Genomic DNA, 15,549 nt, shown 5'->3' on the forward strand with positions numbered 1-15,549 from the left:
TGCACAATAAATGCAAAGCTTCAAAAAACAGCCGTTGACAAAGATACGCCAAAAAGTGTTTAATCAAATCAAGGGACCGACCGACAGTCTAGTCAAAAGAAAGGATGGCTTTATGAGAACCGTTAAACATCCTGAGGAACGCAAAAATGACATCTTAAATGCAGCAGAGAAGCTTTTTTCAACCAAAGGCTATCAGCAAACCACGATTATTGATATCCTCAAAGCCGTTGGCATTGCAAAAGGCACATTCTATTATTACTTTACTTCCAAAGAAGAAGTGATGGATGCAATCATTGATCGGATCATAAAGGCAGATATCATCGAGGCAAAGCGTATTGCCGCTGATCCAGATATCTCAGTGGTTGATAAATTATTTCGCATCATCATGGCACAATCTCCTAAACAGGGCAGCCATAAAGAAGGCATGATCGAACAATTTCATCAGCCTGCTAATGCAGAGATGCATCAAAAAAGCTTGATCAAAGCCATTACAGAGCTATCACCCGTTTTAGCAGAAGTCATTCAGCAAGGGGTAGAAGAAGGGATATTTCAAACGGATTACCCGCAAGAAACTGTCGAATTTCTCCTCGCTTCTGCACAGGTTATCTTTGATGAGGGACTTTTCCAATGGACCACAGCGGAAAGCATACAACGAGCTCTAGCATTTATCGCAATCCTTGAAGCCTCATTACATGCAGAAAAGGGGAGTTTCTCCTTCCTTCTCCAACGTTTAACTGGAGAACCGGAAGACAATAATCAGTGATTGGTCACTTCAATACCAATCCTGCATACATTATAGACTGACGGTCGGTCTAAAAGGAGAGTGATTTTCATGTCGTTATCAGCCAAAAATGGTTCCACCCACTTTATCTACCTCGTGCTCGGGCAAATTATTTCCGTTTTCGGGTCTTCCTTGATTCGTTTTGTTCTATCTTTACACGTCTTGGATATGACACATCGTGTTGATTTATATGCTCTGCTTTTCGCTTTATCCAATATCCCGCTCCTCCTTTCGCCATTAGCTGGAGCAATTGCTGACCGGTTTAACAGAAGAAATTTGATGATTTTATTTGATGTTCTTACTGGCATTATGATTCTGTCTTTTTATTTCTGGTTATTTTCAGGTCATGATTCACTTTATATGATTGGAGCCGTCATGATTCTCCTTGGTGTCATGAGTACGTTTTATGCTCCTGCTGTGATGTCCAGTATTCCTCAGCTAGTGAAAGAAGAAAAATTAGAACAAGCGAATGGCATCGTGAATGGCGTACAGGCCCTTTCAGGTGTTGTCGCTCCTATCATTGGCGGCGTTTTATACGGACTCATTGGGAGCCAGGTCATCATAGGCGTTAGCAGCATTGTATTTTTTCTATCAGCATGCATGCTTTTACGGTTAAATATCTCTTTCTCACCTAGCCCACTCGCAGAACCGATGACCAAAGTACTCTTGAAAGATATGAAACAAGGCTTTTCCTATATCGGAAGCCAGTCATTTTTAAAAAGAGCCATGCTGCTTGCAGCGCTACTAAATTTCATCCTCACACCATTTTTTATCGTTGGAGGTCCCATTATTTTAAGGGTCACAATGAAAAGCAGTGACATCATGTATGGAATAGGAATGGGTATCATTGAGTTTGCCGTCATCGCAGGCGCCCTGCTAGTTGGTCTTGTAGCGAAACATTGGCGGATTCCTACTTTGTATCGCTGGCTGCTCGTCATCGCAGTCATTTTGCTGCCTGTTGCTTTTTCAACATCCAAGATGGCTCTTCAATTTGGTACATTTCCAGCCTATTTTCTCTTTTTAGCAGGGTGTCTCCCAATTGCCATGCTGCTCACCATGATTTCGATCGTTGTCATCTCACATGTGCAAAAGAAAACACCCAATGCTCAATTAGGAAAAGTCATGGCCAATCTAACAATGGTCTCTCAATGTGCTGCACCGCTCGGTCAAATGATGTATGGGTTCTTGTTCAACACTTTTTCCGCTAGCATGTATGTGACCGTGTTAATCGTGAGTGCCTTGATGTTTGCACTTGCCTTCCTTACAAAAAATATGCTTCGACATGAAGGAGAATCAGCCTCATGAGATTGACGTTTATCAAGAAAGACCTAACCCGCCACCGTCTCATTTCAATCGGCTTAACCCTTTGCATCATGATGACATCATTTTTAGCAACAAGCGCTGCGCAAATGACGGCCCAGCTGAATGGTTCCATTTCTGATCTACTCCAATCAGCCAAAGCACCAGACTTTGTCCAAATGCACGATGGCAGCTTAGATGAAAAAGCGGTCGATATATTTTCAAGTAAACAGTCGATGGTGAAGGCACATCAAATTGTTCCAATGATTCCGATCGAACACGTCAGCATCAAGTTCGGGCAGGAGCCTGCTCAAGCGGGTGTGATGGATCATTTATTTGTAAAGCAAAATCGCTATTTTGATTTCCTTTTAAACGAACGAAATGAAAAGCTCACTGTCAATAAAGGAGAAGTAGCAGTCCCTATTTATTTTCAACAAAAATACCATTTAAAGATTGGCGAAAGGTTACTCATTTCAAAAGGCTCTCATCAATTCTCTTTTCAAATCAAAACGTTCTTACGAGATGCCCAAATGAATCCAAGTCTTGTCAGTTCAAAGAGGTTTCTTCTGCATGATGCGGACTGGGTAGCACTGAATCAAGTGTTTCAAAAAAAGGAGTACTTAATTGAATTTTTATTGCATGATGCTAGTCAAGCAGATGCTTTTCAATCACTCTATCAATCATCTGAGCTGCCACAACAGGGGCCTGCTGTCACATTACCCCTGCTTCGCATGCTGAATGCCCTAACAGATGGTATGGTGATCGCCATTCTCCTTCTTGTTTGCTTTCTGCTCATTAGCATTTCCCTCCTCTCTCTTCGTCTCGCTATGACCGCCGCTATAGAAGAGGATGAACGTGAAATTGGAATCTTAAAAGTACTAGGAATCCCTTTATCAAAAATCAAACAATTATACGTTGGGAAGTATGCTGTGCTTGCCTGTATAGGGTGTATAGCAGGATATTTGATGACACTCATGTTTGGTGATTTGTTTACAGCCAATATTCAGCAATATATGGGGAATCGCTTCTCTTTTATTCATCAGGTGATTCCGCTTTTGGTGTCAATTTTGACGGCAATGATCGTCATCTCATTCAGCTATACTGTCCTAAGGAGATTTGGTCAAATATCAGCCGCTCAAGCTATTCAAGGCGGCATAAGCTCACCAAGCCGTAAAAAACAAATTCCTATGTACCTCCAGAAAAACAGATTCCTCCCAGTCAATTTTTGGTTTGGATTGAAAGATCTGTTCTCGCGAATAAAGATGTATTCAACAATTACCTGTATTATTGCGCTTTGTACATTTTTAATGTTAATGCCGATTCAGTTATGGTACACATTACAATCACCCGATTTCGTCACATATCTTGGCTCAGGAAAAAGTGACCTTCGAATTGATATTCGGCAGGGAAATCATTTAGAGAAAAGTACAAATAAAATAGCGTCTATGATTAGCGAAGACCAAGACATTCAAACATCTGCCGTCTATGAAACAACTTCTCTACAAGCCAAAACAATGGAGAATACATTAGAAACGCTCTATTTAGAAACAGGTGATCTATCAGCATTCCCTCTCACCTATTTACAAGGACGGGAACCGTTGAAGGAGGAAGAGATTGCTTTATCGGTGTTGAGTGCTGACTCACTTCAGAAAAAGATAGGCGAAAAAGTCACTCTCGCCACAAATGGACAGCAAGTTCAAAAAATGGTTACCGGCATTTATCAAGACGTCACCAACGGAGGGAAAACAGCTAAAGCATTATCTCAGCCTTTTCCTCATTCATCCCTTTGGAAAACCATTCAAATACAATTAAAACAAGGAATAGATATGGCAGAGAAAAAAGCAGCACTTGAAACAAATATGTCTCCTGCAAAAGTGACAGATATGAAAGAATATGTGCATCAAACAATAGGAAGCACCGCATCTCTAGTAAAAGTGATTGCATTATTTTCAACCATCGCAGCTTTTGGAACAGCCAGCCTAATGTTAATGATGTTTCTGCACATGTTAAGAGCGAAAGATTTAAATCGTACTCACTTGTTAAGGACGATTGGTTTTTCTCAAAAAGATTTAACCTATCAATACTTAACAAGTTTTATCGTCGTTCTCTCTATCGGCGCCTTCATTGGAGCAATCGCTGTTCATACTATTGGTCCGGCGTTGATGAGTGCAGGCGGAGCATCATTAGGAGCATCCAGCCTTCAGTGGTTAGCCCCGAAATGGGTTTGGATCGTGTATCCTCTCCTGATGTTTATGGTGAATTTAACTGTCATCTCGTGGTTATTGAAGTCCTTTTTTTCTAGTAAAATCAGTCGTCATACTCTTTCATAAGGAGATGTTTCACATGGAACAATTAATTGAAGCGAAGCAATTGTCTTTACAAATTGATTCATTAAAAGGACAAAAACAGACCATTCTTAGAAATATTCACTTAACCATTAAACGTGGAGAATTTGTCACCATTATGGGACCTTCAGGGTGCGGTAAAACCTCTTTGCTTTATCAACTTAGCGGTATAGAGACATCCTCCAGAGGGGAAATCAAATATAACGGTCAACTGCTATCAGAAATGACAGACAAACAGTTAGCAGCTTTGCGCTTATCAGAGATGGGATTCGTCTTTCAACACAGCCACTTACTAAAAAACCTCAATCTATTTGATAACATCATTGCTGCAGCTTACTTAGCGAAGAAAATGCCGAGAAAAGAAATCAATGAACGAGCGAAATATTTAATGGAGAAACTTGATATTGATCATTTAGCTGATAGATATTTATCAGAAGTATCAGGAGGACAGCTCCAAAGAGCCTCTATCTGTCGAGCTCTTATGAATGAACCAAACATTCTTTTTGCCGATGAGCCCACAGGTGCTCTTAATTCAAGCACCACAAAGGAAGTCATGGATATTTTTTCACAAATCAATTCTGAAGGAACAACTCTGCTTCTCGTCACCCATGATCCAAAAGTGGCCCTTTGCTCTGAAAGAATTTTGTTTATGAATGACGGTGAAATTTCAGCCCATTTAAATTTAGGAAAATACGATCGCTTTACCGCTGAGAAACGAGAGGCCTTGTTAAACAAGTGGTTACAAAACTTAGGGTTTTAATTGGTGTCAAACAGGCAGAAAGCTGCCTGTTTTATTTTTTCTTACACTCAAAGGAGTAATCCATAGTCAAACCATTTGTTTCTAGTATGATTTTGCCGTCTTCTTGTTGACAAGATTCTGTCAGCAACTCAATTTCTTTGCTATAAAAGTATCTCTTTGAGATATAAAGAGTGACTAAAACAAGTAAAAGCGTCGTCATCACAATTGTCATTTGCCAGTTTAACATTTGAAATCTTTTTTTCATTTCAACATCCTTTCTGAAAGGTCAACACTTGTCTCGGATATTCGCCTTTCTCAGTAACTACCAGTTTCTTTTCCAAAATCATCTAGCAACATCATAACTGATTTTCCCTTCTAGATCGACCTTTCATTATTCTTCTCTCATAGCTAAAAAAGCTTTATTTCATATATTCGGATGGTATTTTCGACCATAAACTTAAAACTAATAGTATCTATCACGTTTTTAGACTTCCAAAAAAAGATTTTACTCATTTGAATAAACAATCAATCATCAATACAATAACGTACATCTCATGACATAAGGTCCTTTTTATTACCTCCTGTCAATCACCTCCCAGAAACGATTATATTTTACCAAAAATTGTGATATCGTTTTTTATTGAAACAGGCGAAAGGATGTTAAAGAGGTGAAATTTCCATGAAAATCATTTCAGCTGAACAGGTGGGGAACCGTTTAAATGATTGGCGAATTGCCATTCGTAAGCATGATGTGCACAATGCAAAGACAATCTACACAGAATTAAAGGAATTACTTCAAGAGATGGAAGAGAATCAGGAGGTCTTGACCTACTATTCATTGCTAGAAGGCAAGTTTAAGCTCATGTTATATGAACGAAGAGGTAAAAAACTGAATGAACCGACAGTGCTAGAATACCCTTCTAAAACAAACGACTTGATTGAATATTATTTTTACCTATATAAAGCCCTTTACGCTTCATATAACAGAGACTATGCATCAGCCATCGGACTGTTTAAAATTGCTGAGAAAAAACTACAAAACATTCCTGATGAAATAGAAGTAGCAGAATTCCATACGAAGGTCGCAAACCTATATATGATGCTTCGCCAAAGCCTGATTTCACTTCATTATATTCAGAATGCCATCGATATTTTCAAAGGTCATGATGGCTATGAAAGAAGACTGGCAGCAGCTTTTGTGATCGCAGCCACCAACTTCATGGATATTGGCGATTTCAAAAGAGCTGAGAATTACTACACAAAAGCATTACACATCTCAAATCAATTAAACGATCATTTTTTAGCATCACAGCTTTATCACAATATCAGTATTCTATATGCCGAAGTTGGAGAATCAAAAAAATGTATTGATGCCCTAGAAAAGGCTCTTAGTGATGATGACTACCTTTCATCTTGTTATTTCGAACACTCCATGTTTATGTTACTAAAAGAGCTACTCTCCATTGATGAAAAGTCGCAAGCTCTCTATTATTTTGAATTGGTCAAACAAAAACAAGAAATAGACAGAAACCCCATCTATACAGCAAAAATGAATTTTCTCTATCACCTATATTTCACTGAAGACATATCCAAAAAAGCTCAAACCTGTTTCGATGACATCAGTATTCTGAAAGAATTAAAGGATGTTGAAGGTGCCCGTGAATTAAGTGCACTAGCTGCCAAACACTTTGAAGAGCTAGGTTCAATTCACCAAGCATACCTCTTTTTGAAGGATGCCTATCAATTAGAACACACTACACTTAATTGGAGGAATTATGATGAAAAAAGTGAGTTTACTCATTTTCGCTTTAGCCATCGTTGTTTTCGGACAAACGGTGTCTTACAATTCGTTAAATGATACAAATCTTGGCCCAACAGAACGACCTATCGGAACATAAACCGATACAATACAAATAACCACTTGCCTCATTACAAGGCAAGTGGTCCACATTTATTTTAGTTCTTGATAAGAAATGAGGCGGTGAATATGTACCGCCAGATACGTAAGTTCGTCATTTGGAATAACAATACTATGCACCTGTTTAATATAATCTTTGATTTTGAAAGCTACATCCATCGCTTGAGGATACAAGTGTGCAATTTGTTCAAACAACTCATTTTCTTGATCTGATAATAATTTATTTGCGTAAAATCTTTCAACAAAGAATTTCACATGTGTAATAAATCGGCTGTAATGAATATTCTCTTGATCCATTTTCATATTCAACGTATAGCGGACGAGATTCACAATACTTCCAATCATCTTGGCATACTTCATGCCATCTTTAGAATCGGACTCTTCACCTAACGCATTAATTAAATGGAAGGCGATATTGGCCGCTTCTTCCTTTGGTAATTGTATGCCCAATGTATTGTTGACTAACTCAAGCGCATAATTACCTACTTCAAATTCTTCGGTATAGTAGTTTTTGATTTCCCAGTATACTCGATTTGTAATATTAATATTCTTCTTGTGCCGTTCTACTGCAAAATTCAAGTGGTCCATCAAGGTAAAATAGACACCAGAATTCAGACTTGAGTTTAAGCGTTTTTCAGCATATTGAACAATATGCTGAGTTAAATCGATAAACTCTTGTGGCATTGAATCTAATAGTTGGAGAAATTCCTTCGCTCTCATGTTATCGACAGACATAAACACTTGATCTGCCTTCTTTTCTTCAATCATTTGACCTGGTTTTTGTCCATAACCAATCCCCCGGCCGAATAGAACCATCTCCTGTTGGTTCTGATCTTCAGCCAGAACCACACTCGAGTTTAAAACTTTTTTGATTTTAAACATCGTCATCACCTGTTTTCATGATTGTGGTTTTTCAATCAAGCGATTCACCATTTGTTTCAATGACCTTTTTGTACCAATAAAATGAGTCCTTACGAGAACGTTTTAATGTACCGTTTCCATCGTCATCTTGATCTACATGAATGAACCCGTATCGTTTTGACATCTGTGATGTACCTGCACTAATAATATCAATTGAGCCCCAGCTCGTATATCCGAAGAGGTCAACGCCTTCTTCCACCGCTTCTCTCATTTGGCGGAAATGCTCTTTGAAATAGTTAATACGATAATCATCGTGAATTGATCCATCACTTTCAACAACATCTTTTGCACCCATGCCGTTTTCTACAATGATCAGTGGTTTTTGATAACGATCATATAATTCTATTAAAGAAATTTTCAGACCAACCGGATCAATTTGCCATCCCCAATCAGTAGATGGAAGGTAAGGATTTTTGACCCCACGGATGGTATTTCCATCCGTTTTTTCTAATCCTTCATCAGCTGATTCAGTTAAAGACATATAGTAGCTGAACGAGATAAAATCTACTGTATTTTCTTTTAAAATAGAAAGATCATCTGATTCCATTTGGATATGAATGTTTTTTCTCTCAAGCATGCGCTTGATAAGCGGCGGGTATTCACCAAATACCTGAACATCTGCATAGAAATAGTTTTCTAAGTTTTGTTTCAATGCCCGCTCCACATCATTCGGATGACAAGTGTGCGGATACGTTGTTAATTTTGTCAGCATACACCCTACTTGACTGCCTGGTATGATGCGATGACAATCTGCTGTTACGAGTGCAGAGGCAATGAATTGATGATGGAGTGCTTGATAAACCGTCTCTTCCTCTTTCCCTTCTGGGCAGCGATCAGGAATAATTCCTGCTGTAATAAAAGAGTGGCGGTGAATACTATCTATTTCATTAAAGGTAAGCCAATATTTCACATCATGTTTATAGCGTTCAAAACATACATTGGCAAACTTAACAAAGAGATCAACGACTTTTCTTTCAACCCAGCCATTATATTTCACGCTCAGTGCTAACGGCATTTCATAATGTGACAGCGTCACAATCGGTTCTATGTTGTGTTTTTTCATTTCTGCAAATAAACGATCGTAAAATTGGAGTCCTTTTTCATTTGGTTCGTTCTCTTCTCCAGTTGGGAAGATACGGCTCCATGCAATAGAAATGCGAAGAGTTTTAAAACCCATTTCAGCAAATAGAGCCAAATCCTCTTTATAGTGATGATAGAAATCAACACCTCTGCGTTTTGGATACTTTTTATCATCTGGGTCTTTCATCGCTCGATCTATATTTTCAGAAGTAACAGCTAGATGCCCTTCATAATCTTCTACACTCAAATTAGACCGGTACATCGCAATATCAGCAACAGATGGGCCCTTTCCATCTACATTCCAAGCGCCTTCTGCTTGGTTGGCGGCAATGGCGCCGCCCCATAAAAATCCTTTTGGAAAACCTTTTATTGTCGTCATATGTTTAGCCTCCTAATTGGGTGATAACCATCAATGTATCTTGGCGATTGACCTCTTGTAATGGCTGTACCTTAATATCATATTGATCTGTATTCGTGATGACAGCAAGCGTAACTGGATCGTATCCTGCTTCCATGATTTTTTCTACATCAAATTCAATGAGTAAATCCCCTGCTTGTACACGATCTCCTGCCTGCACTTTTGGATAAAAATACTGTCCTTCCAACTGTACAGTATCAATGCCAATGTGGAATAATACTTCCACCCCTTTGTCCGTTTTCATACCAAGTGCATGGTTTGTTTCGAACAGCAAGGTGACCTCACCATCTACTGGTGCATATAACGCTCCTTCTGAAGGAACAATGGCAATTCCGTCTCCCATGACCTTTGAAGAGAAAATATCATCTTTTACTTCAGATAGTGAGATCATTTGACCAATCACAGGGCTTTTGAAAGTTTCCCCTGCTCCAATTTGTTCAGCAAATGCTTCTTGATCATTTGTCTTTTCTTCTACTTTTTTATCCTTACCTAATACAAAAGCAGCGATAAAAGCAACAACGAAGGAAATGACAGCTCCAATGACAGCAAACATTAGATTTCGTGGAAGCTCATCTGATATAAACATCGACATACTTGCTAATCCCGGACCAACAAGTACAAAGGCCTGTATACCAACTAATCCAATGAAGATCCCGCCAACAAACGAACCAATCATGACACTTCCAAGTACGCGTTTATTTTGAAGTGTCACACCATACAAAGCAGGCTCTGTGATGCCAAAAAATGCTGAAATTCCTGCCGAAATGGCTGTTGATCTGAGTACCTTGTCTTTCGTGCGTAGTGCCACTGCGAAACATGCTCCACTTTCCGCAATATTATGCGCAAGTGATGCTGGTAAATAAAGCGCTTCTTTCCCGAGGTTCCCCATCGTTGTCACTGCATAAGGGACCATTGCTTTGTGCATGCCTGATGCAACCATAAACGGGAGTACCGCTGCTAAAATTGCGACAGCTACCCAGCCTACTGTATTAAACATCGCAAGAATAACGGATGAAAACCCTTGTCCTGCTGTAAAACCAAGTGGTCCTAATAACAGTAACGTAACTGGTACAGTAATGACTAATGACATCATTGGGACAAAGAAAATCCGAATTGGTTTTGGTGAAAATCGTGTGAAGAATTTTTCCATTTGAGCGTAAAGCAATACAGAAAGGATTGCTGGAAACACTTGATACGCATAAGCTATATTTTTTACGTCGAATGACATTAATTGCGCACCTTCAGTAAGCATGGCTGTCATGTTCGGAAGAAGGAGTGCACCGACTGCTGATAATGCGACCAGTGGGTTTACCTTTAGTTTATTTGCCGTTGTGACAGCGACTAGTAATGGCAGGAAGTATAGTGGTGCGTCACCCACCATATTCAGTATTTGATAGGTTTGGCCTTTTGCATCCACCCAGCCTAATAAAGAGAAAAGGAGAAGAAATGATTTTAAAATTCCTCCGCCTGCGATAGCCGGAACAAGCGGCTGGAAGACACCCACAATGAAATCTAATAGAACTGTGCCTGCTTTTCTTTTTTCTTTTGGCTGATTGGATGGCATGCTTTGCCCAGACGAGCTGCCGCCCATTAAATTTGTTACCTGTTGATACACTTCAATCACGTCATTCCCAATGACCACTTGGCATTGTCCTGACATTCTGACAGCTATGACACCTGGTGTTTTTTCTAATGCTGGTACATCTGCTTTTTTCTGATCAATTAGTGTGAAGCGAAGTCTTGTTGAGCAGTGTTCAAGGTGCGCAATGTTTTCTTTACCACCTACATGCTGTAAAACATCTTTGGCGACTTGTGTGTAATCCATTTTTTCTCCTCCTTTTCTCATACATGAGACCTATATTTCGGCAATAAAAAAAGGACCTAAAACGACAAATTAAAGAAATTCATCGTTTTTAGATCCTGCCTGCATGACCAGTCACATGTCTAATTTATTTATATTGGATTTGTTTTTAGTATATATTGATTATATGAAAGCGTCAACATTTATTTTTCTGAAATTTATTAAGGTCTATATACCTAAAATACTTTTCTTTATTTACTTAAAGCAACTCTTTTGTTCTTTCTATCATCAATCAACAAAATGTTTCTCCATAAAAAACCAGATAAGTTGATTCACTCATCTGGTTTAAGCTGCCTATTTTCTCTTTTCTTCTGCTTTCTTTTTAAATGCTTTCGCTTGTTTTTCATATTCCTTTTTCGTGACAGCTTTTAACTCTACCGAATCGCCTGTCATGATATATGGTTTAGGGAGTTTTTTATATTCCTGACGCGTGAAAGCTCTTAACTCTATTGTACCGTTGGTCTTTTTAATTGGCAGTTTGATTGATTTTGCATCTCGATCAGTCGAACCTATAAGTACACCTTGTTCAATTATAGGATCATAGCTCATGTCTAAAAATCCTCCACCATCCGTAAAGCCTCCGACTTCTAATTTCATTTCTTTATATGGCTTACAACCATCTTCAGAAACAGTTGTTATTAGAAAAGAGCCGAGCCATCCATTCTCAATATGCATGCTTTCCACTTGTAAAAATAGTTGTTTGTCCTCTGCCGTATATAGAAAACCATATACCTTCGCTACTTTATCCCTGAAGTGTCTCATATTGTCATAAAATCTAGTTTCTGATGTATCAACTAGATGTTGATGTCGATCTTGAATTTTTTTGTGATACGAATCTAGCTTTTTTCGATTGGTTGCTTTATATATCCTGCTTTTCTTATCACCTTGTTTTTTTACAGATAGGTCTTTCCCAGACATTTGAACTTCGTATATGATTGTTTCTTTGCCTTGTTTGACTCGAAATTCATAACCGTTTTCCTTTGAACTCCCGGACACTACATATTGTTTTTTATATATTTTGGGGTCCCACCATATTTCTTCTATATACTTTTCATTCAAATGCCCCGTTACTTTGCCTTTATTCTCAGATATCTCAAACCAGCTCATTCTATCCTTCGTTTTATACGCAAATGCATAGGCATGATTCAATGAATTCTTTTGTGCGATTGCTTGATATGCTGTCCAGCCGCCTCCACCTAAGATGAGTACTGCCAGGATAGACACGACCCACATTTTCAGTTTACTCATACGTACCTCCACTCAAATATGTTTTGAAAAACCTTCATGATCCCTATTTATTCTGATCGCCCTGAAATCCCATTCACAACATTCATCTGTTCCAACACGATCTACTTTTGCCATTCTTTCGCCTGCTTTTTGAATGCTTCTGTTTGTTCTTGATATTCCTCTTTCGTGACCGCTTTAAATTCTATTGTCCCGCCTGCCATTTTAAAAGGAAATTTAATGTATGTTGCGTCTCGGTCAGTTTCACCTAAAATAAAACCCTTTTCAATTGCAGGATAAGTACTCAAATCAAACATCATCCCATCTGAAACTCCACCAGCTGTATGTTTCGTTTCTTTATAAGGTTCACCACCATCTCCTGGGGCCTTTCTCATTAGAAAAGAACCTGCCCATTCAGACTGCATATACATTCGTTTTACTTTTAGAAATAGTTGGTACGAACCATCCTCTGCCGTATACAGATAACCATAAGCGCCTGTTACTTTCTTAATGAAGTTTCGTACATAATCATGAAATCTATTTTCCGTGTCATCCATCAGTTTCTCATATCGAGTATGAATGTCCTGTTGAACAGCACGTAGGTTTATTTGATCAACTGCTTTGTATGTGATGCTGTGCTTTTCACCTTGTTTTTTCACAGAAAGATCCTTTTCGGCAAGGTGAACTTCATATGTGACCGTTTCTTTCCCTTGCTTCACATAAAATTCGTAACCGTTTTCAATTGATTTCCCAGTTAATTGATATTTGTTGATAAATAGATTGGGGTCATAATGCCTTTTCGGATTTTCCTCTAAAATGGTTTCATTCAGATGACCTGTTACTTTTCCGTTTCTTTCCGTTACCTTGAACCAGTTCACACGATCATGAGTCTTATATGCAAAGGCGTAGGGATGATTCAAACCACTCTTTTTTGCGATTGCTTGATAGGCTATCCAACCGCCTCCACCAATCAGTAGTACCGCCAGAATAGTCATGATCCAGATTTTTGATTTACTCATATGTCCCCTCCAAACTATGATCGTTCACTCTATATGAAGGATTCATCTTATTGATTAACCAATCAGTGATCTCTTCACCTCCTTTCTAGCATTTATTTTTTTCTCATACCTCTTGTATCTGCAGTTATACATCGTTTATTATATATCTAAATGATATATCTTTTAGATAGGTGTGTTAATCAATGAAAAAATACAATGATACGACGTATGCGATTTTGGGGATTTTAACGACAGATTGTAAGTCTGGGTATGAAGTGAAGCAATTAATTGATAGGAGCTTGCATCACTTTTGGAAAATTAGTTATGGACAAATTTATCCAGCTTTAAAGTTAATAGTCGAGGAAGGGCTTGCGAAGGTTTCACCCGCTTCTACAACTGGGCGCTCAGACAAGCGGGAGTATCATCTGACTGAAAAAGGGCTGGACACGTTGAGGCAATGGCTGGCGCAGCCGCTCGATCAAGTACCATCAGAACGAAATGAAGTGTTATTAAAGTTATTCTTTGGTCAATATCTTTCGTTTGAGAAAAAATTGGTGCTTTTACAAGATTATGAGAGGCAGCTCCGTATCCGTTATGAGACATATGTTGCGATTGAACAAAACATTCAAGAGCTGTATCCAGATGAAGCTGATGCGAAGTATTGGCTATATACATTAGATTACGGAAAGAAAGTGGCGCAGGCTGGAATTGATTGGTGCGTGGAGACCTGTGAATCGATGAAGAAAGAAGGATGAACAAGTGAAAAAAAATATACGTGCTGGCAGGTATACAACAGACAATTCTGAACCGATTGTTGTGTTCATTATCGGAATGAGAATCAATAAACGCTGGGCTGTCCATCAATGGCTGCCAGTATTTAAGGCGATGCCGGGGATGATCAAAGAACTTTATACACATCAAGAAGAACTTGGTTTTCTCGGGACAGAAAATTACTTCGGTTTACGCACCACCACCATGATCCAATATTGGAAATCAACAGAGGATCTCCTTGCCTACGCCAAGATGGAGAAGCATTTGGCTGCTTGGAAAGGATTTAACCAAAGAGCACGAAATAATGACGCGGTCGGAATTTATCATGAAACGTATCAAATTCAAGCCGGCTCATATGAATCTATCTACGTGAACATGCCTTCATATGGATTGAGCCAAGCTAAAGCACCCATCCTAATTGGAAAAGGGAAAGGAAAAGAAACCGCAAAAGAACGCCTTTCTACAACAAATTCCTAGAGCTGATTCTCTAGGAATTTCTTTTTGCAACCATCACAAAATGTTTTAATATACGGGCAGTTAATCCCCAAATGGTGTAACGATCGTAATCATAAAACCACTCCTCAATCGAACGACTCCCCCAGCTGTATTTTTCACCATTCATGATTTTTTCATAAGGAAAGTCCTCTCCTGGTGTTGGCTGCACCGATACATGGTGTAAGTATGGTTCGTATTGGATGAGCCATGATAGAGGCACAGTAAAGGTCTCCTCTACTTCTTCTTGATTAAAGGAATGTTTGACCTGCTGTTCATCAATGATTCCGACAAATGGATATACCACAAAGGATGGAGAGGCAATATAAGGACTGAGCTGTCCTAACACCTTGACGGATTCGGGCGGAATCCCTAGTTCTTCATATGTTTCCCGCAGTGCGGCTTCTTGTGCGGTTTCGCCGCCGTCGAGTTTGCCTCCTGGGAAGCTAATATCGCCAGGCTGTTTTCTCATCGTCAGTGATCGCACTTCAAATAAAACATGCCATTCCCCGTTTACTTGCACCAAAGGGACAAGGACTGCCGCTTTGAACGCTGTCTCTTCTCCGATAAATAGCGGCTGTGATTGATGTAAGTCACTTTTTAATTGATCAATGAACATGGGCATCACCTATTTTCCGTTTCTCTTTTCTTTAGCGTATCATTGATTTCCTTTTGAATAAAGGCGATCTTTCTGACAATTAT

At 39.0% G+C, this 15,549-nt stretch carries 14 protein-coding genes; 7 read left to right on the forward strand and 7 right to left on the reverse strand.

Annotated features, from left to right (window positions below; translation table 11 throughout):
* Nucleotides 1–112 precede the first annotated feature (112 nt).
* From NSQ52_RS18930 to NSQ52_RS18945, 4 genes are all read left to right on the forward strand, one after another.
* Nucleotides 113–763, forward strand: a complete 651-nt coding sequence (locus NSQ52_RS18930) for a TetR/AcrR family transcriptional regulator (protein WP_008347371.1) — start codon at nucleotides 113–115, stop codon at nucleotides 761–763.
* Nucleotides 764–832: 69 nt separating this feature from the next.
* Complete coding sequence (locus tag NSQ52_RS18935) at nucleotides 833–2,086, forward strand: MFS transporter (protein WP_144667415.1); 1,254 nt, start codon at nucleotides 833–835, stop codon at nucleotides 2,084–2,086.
* Nucleotides 2,083–4,410 (forward strand): ABC transporter permease, encoded by a 2,328-nt coding sequence (locus NSQ52_RS18940; RefSeq protein WP_342473769.1) that lies wholly within the window; start codon nucleotides 2,083–2,085, stop codon nucleotides 4,408–4,410. The genes NSQ52_RS18935 and NSQ52_RS18940 overlap by 4 nt, the downstream gene beginning before the upstream one ends.
* A gap of 13 nt (nucleotides 4,411–4,423) precedes the next feature.
* Nucleotides 4,424–5,185: an ABC transporter ATP-binding protein gene (locus tag NSQ52_RS18945; protein WP_342473770.1), complete on the forward strand. Its 762-nt coding sequence runs from the start codon at nucleotides 4,424–4,426 to the stop codon at nucleotides 5,183–5,185.
* A gap of 31 nt (nucleotides 5,186–5,216) precedes the next feature.
* Here the strand turns inward: NSQ52_RS18945 and NSQ52_RS18950 are convergent, their stop codons facing one another.
* Nucleotides 5,217–5,429: a hypothetical protein gene (locus tag NSQ52_RS18950; RefSeq protein WP_342473771.1), complete on the reverse strand. Its 213-nt coding sequence runs from the start codon at nucleotides 5,427–5,429 to the stop codon at nucleotides 5,217–5,219.
* Between the two features lie 414 nt (nucleotides 5,430–5,843).
* Here NSQ52_RS18950 and NSQ52_RS18955 point away from each other — a divergent pair, with 414 nt between their 5' ends.
* On the forward strand, nucleotides 5,844–7,022 hold the full coding sequence (locus tag NSQ52_RS18955; RefSeq protein WP_024720457.1) for an aspartate phosphatase: 1,179 nt from the start codon (nucleotides 5,844–5,846) through the stop codon (nucleotides 7,020–7,022).
* 93 nt (nucleotides 7,023–7,115) lie between these two features.
* Here NSQ52_RS18955 and NSQ52_RS18960 read toward each other — a convergent pair whose 3' ends face one another.
* The 5 genes from NSQ52_RS18960 to NSQ52_RS18980 all read right to left on the reverse strand — a co-directional run bounded on the left by NSQ52_RS18960 (nucleotide 7,116) and on the right by NSQ52_RS18980 (nucleotide 13,605).
* A complete protein-coding gene (locus NSQ52_RS18960; RefSeq protein ID WP_008347382.1) occupies nucleotides 7,116–7,964 on the reverse strand; it encodes a PRD domain-containing protein in 849 nt (282 codons plus the stop codon).
* A gap of 31 nt (nucleotides 7,965–7,995) precedes the next feature.
* Nucleotides 7,996–9,462: a glycoside hydrolase family 1 protein gene (locus tag NSQ52_RS18965; RefSeq protein WP_008347383.1), complete on the reverse strand. Its 1,467-nt coding sequence runs from the start codon at nucleotides 9,460–9,462 to the stop codon at nucleotides 7,996–7,998.
* Nucleotides 9,463–9,466: 4 nt separating this feature from the next.
* Entirely contained in the window at nucleotides 9,467–11,326 is a 1,860-nt protein-coding gene (locus NSQ52_RS18970; RefSeq protein WP_212357181.1) for a beta-glucoside-specific PTS transporter subunit IIABC, read from the reverse strand.
* Nucleotides 11,327–11,656: 330 nt separating this feature from the next.
* The gene (locus tag NSQ52_RS18975; RefSeq protein ID WP_144678998.1) at nucleotides 11,657–12,610 is read right to left on the reverse strand and encodes a hypothetical protein; all 954 of its coding nucleotides are present in this window, start codon (nucleotides 12,608–12,610) and stop codon (nucleotides 11,657–11,659) included.
* Between the two features lie 101 nt (nucleotides 12,611–12,711).
* A complete protein-coding gene (locus NSQ52_RS18980; RefSeq protein WP_342473772.1) occupies nucleotides 12,712–13,605 on the reverse strand; it encodes a hypothetical protein in 894 nt (297 codons plus the stop codon).
* Between the two features lie 182 nt (nucleotides 13,606–13,787).
* On the opposite strand from NSQ52_RS18980, the gene NSQ52_RS18985 reads away from it, so the two are divergent.
* Nucleotides 13,788–14,339 carry a PadR family transcriptional regulator gene (locus tag NSQ52_RS18985; RefSeq protein WP_008347390.1) on the forward strand — a complete coding sequence of 184 codons (552 nt, stop codon included), beginning with the start codon at nucleotides 13,788–13,790 and terminating at the stop codon, nucleotides 14,337–14,339.
* Between the two features lie 4 nt (nucleotides 14,340–14,343).
* Complete coding sequence (locus tag NSQ52_RS18990) at nucleotides 14,344–14,832, forward strand: DUF4188 domain-containing protein (protein ID WP_008347392.1); 489 nt, start codon at nucleotides 14,344–14,346, stop codon at nucleotides 14,830–14,832.
* A 10-nt stretch (nucleotides 14,833–14,842) separates the two neighbouring features.
* On the opposite strand, the gene NSQ52_RS18995 is transcribed toward NSQ52_RS18990, so the two are convergent.
* A complete protein-coding gene (locus tag NSQ52_RS18995; protein ID WP_045033635.1) occupies nucleotides 14,843–15,466 on the reverse strand; it encodes a CoA pyrophosphatase in 624 nt (207 codons plus the stop codon).
* Between the last annotated feature and the right edge of the window lie 83 nt (nucleotides 15,467–15,549).

The sequence above is a fragment of the Bacillus sp. FSL W8-1141 genome (genome assembly GCF_038593205.1).
GTDB classification, from domain to species: Bacteria; Bacillota; Bacilli; order Bacillales; family Bacillaceae; genus Bacillus; species Bacillus altitudinis.

Bases quoted from the DNA above. Each gene is read 5' to 3' on its own strand.
- NSQ52_RS18970 (WP_212357181.1), bottom strand. From the start codon at position 11,326: ATGGATTACACACAAGTCGCCAAAGATGTTTTACAGCATGTAGGTGGT.
- NSQ52_RS18985 (WP_008347390.1), top strand. From the start codon at position 13,788: ATGAAAAAATACAATGATACGACGTATGCGATTTTGGGGATTTTAACG.
- NSQ52_RS18935 (WP_144667415.1), top strand. From the start codon at position 833: ATGTCGTTATCAGCCAAAAATGGTTCCACCCACTTTATCTACCTCGTG.
- NSQ52_RS18950 (WP_342473771.1), bottom strand. From the start codon at position 5,429: ATGAAAAAAAGATTTCAAATGTTAAACTGGCAAATGACAATTGTGATG.
- NSQ52_RS18945 (WP_342473770.1), top strand. From the start codon at position 4,424: ATGGAACAATTAATTGAAGCGAAGCAATTGTCTTTACAAATTGATTCA.
- NSQ52_RS18960 (WP_008347382.1), bottom strand. From the start codon at position 7,964: ATGTTTAAAATCAAAAAAGTTTTAAACTCGAGTGTGGTTCTGGCTGAA.
- NSQ52_RS18965 (WP_008347383.1), bottom strand. From the start codon at position 9,462: ATGACGACAATAAAAGGTTTTCCAAAAGGATTTTTATGGGGCGGCGCC.
- NSQ52_RS18975 (WP_144678998.1), bottom strand. From the start codon at position 12,610: ATGAGTAAACTGAAAATGTGGGTCGTGTCTATCCTGGCAGTACTCATC.
- NSQ52_RS18980 (WP_342473772.1), bottom strand. From the start codon at position 13,605: ATGAGTAAATCAAAAATCTGGATCATGACTATTCTGGCGGTACTACTG.
- NSQ52_RS18955 (WP_024720457.1), top strand. From the start codon at position 5,844: ATGAAAATCATTTCAGCTGAACAGGTGGGGAACCGTTTAAATGATTGG.
- NSQ52_RS18995 (WP_045033635.1), bottom strand. From the start codon at position 15,466: ATGTTCATTGATCAATTAAAAAGTGACTTACATCAATCACAGCCGCTA.
- NSQ52_RS18930 (WP_008347371.1), top strand. From the start codon at position 113: ATGAGAACCGTTAAACATCCTGAGGAACGCAAAAATGACATCTTAAAT.
- NSQ52_RS18940 (WP_342473769.1), top strand. From the start codon at position 2,083: ATGAGATTGACGTTTATCAAGAAAGACCTAACCCGCCACCGTCTCATT.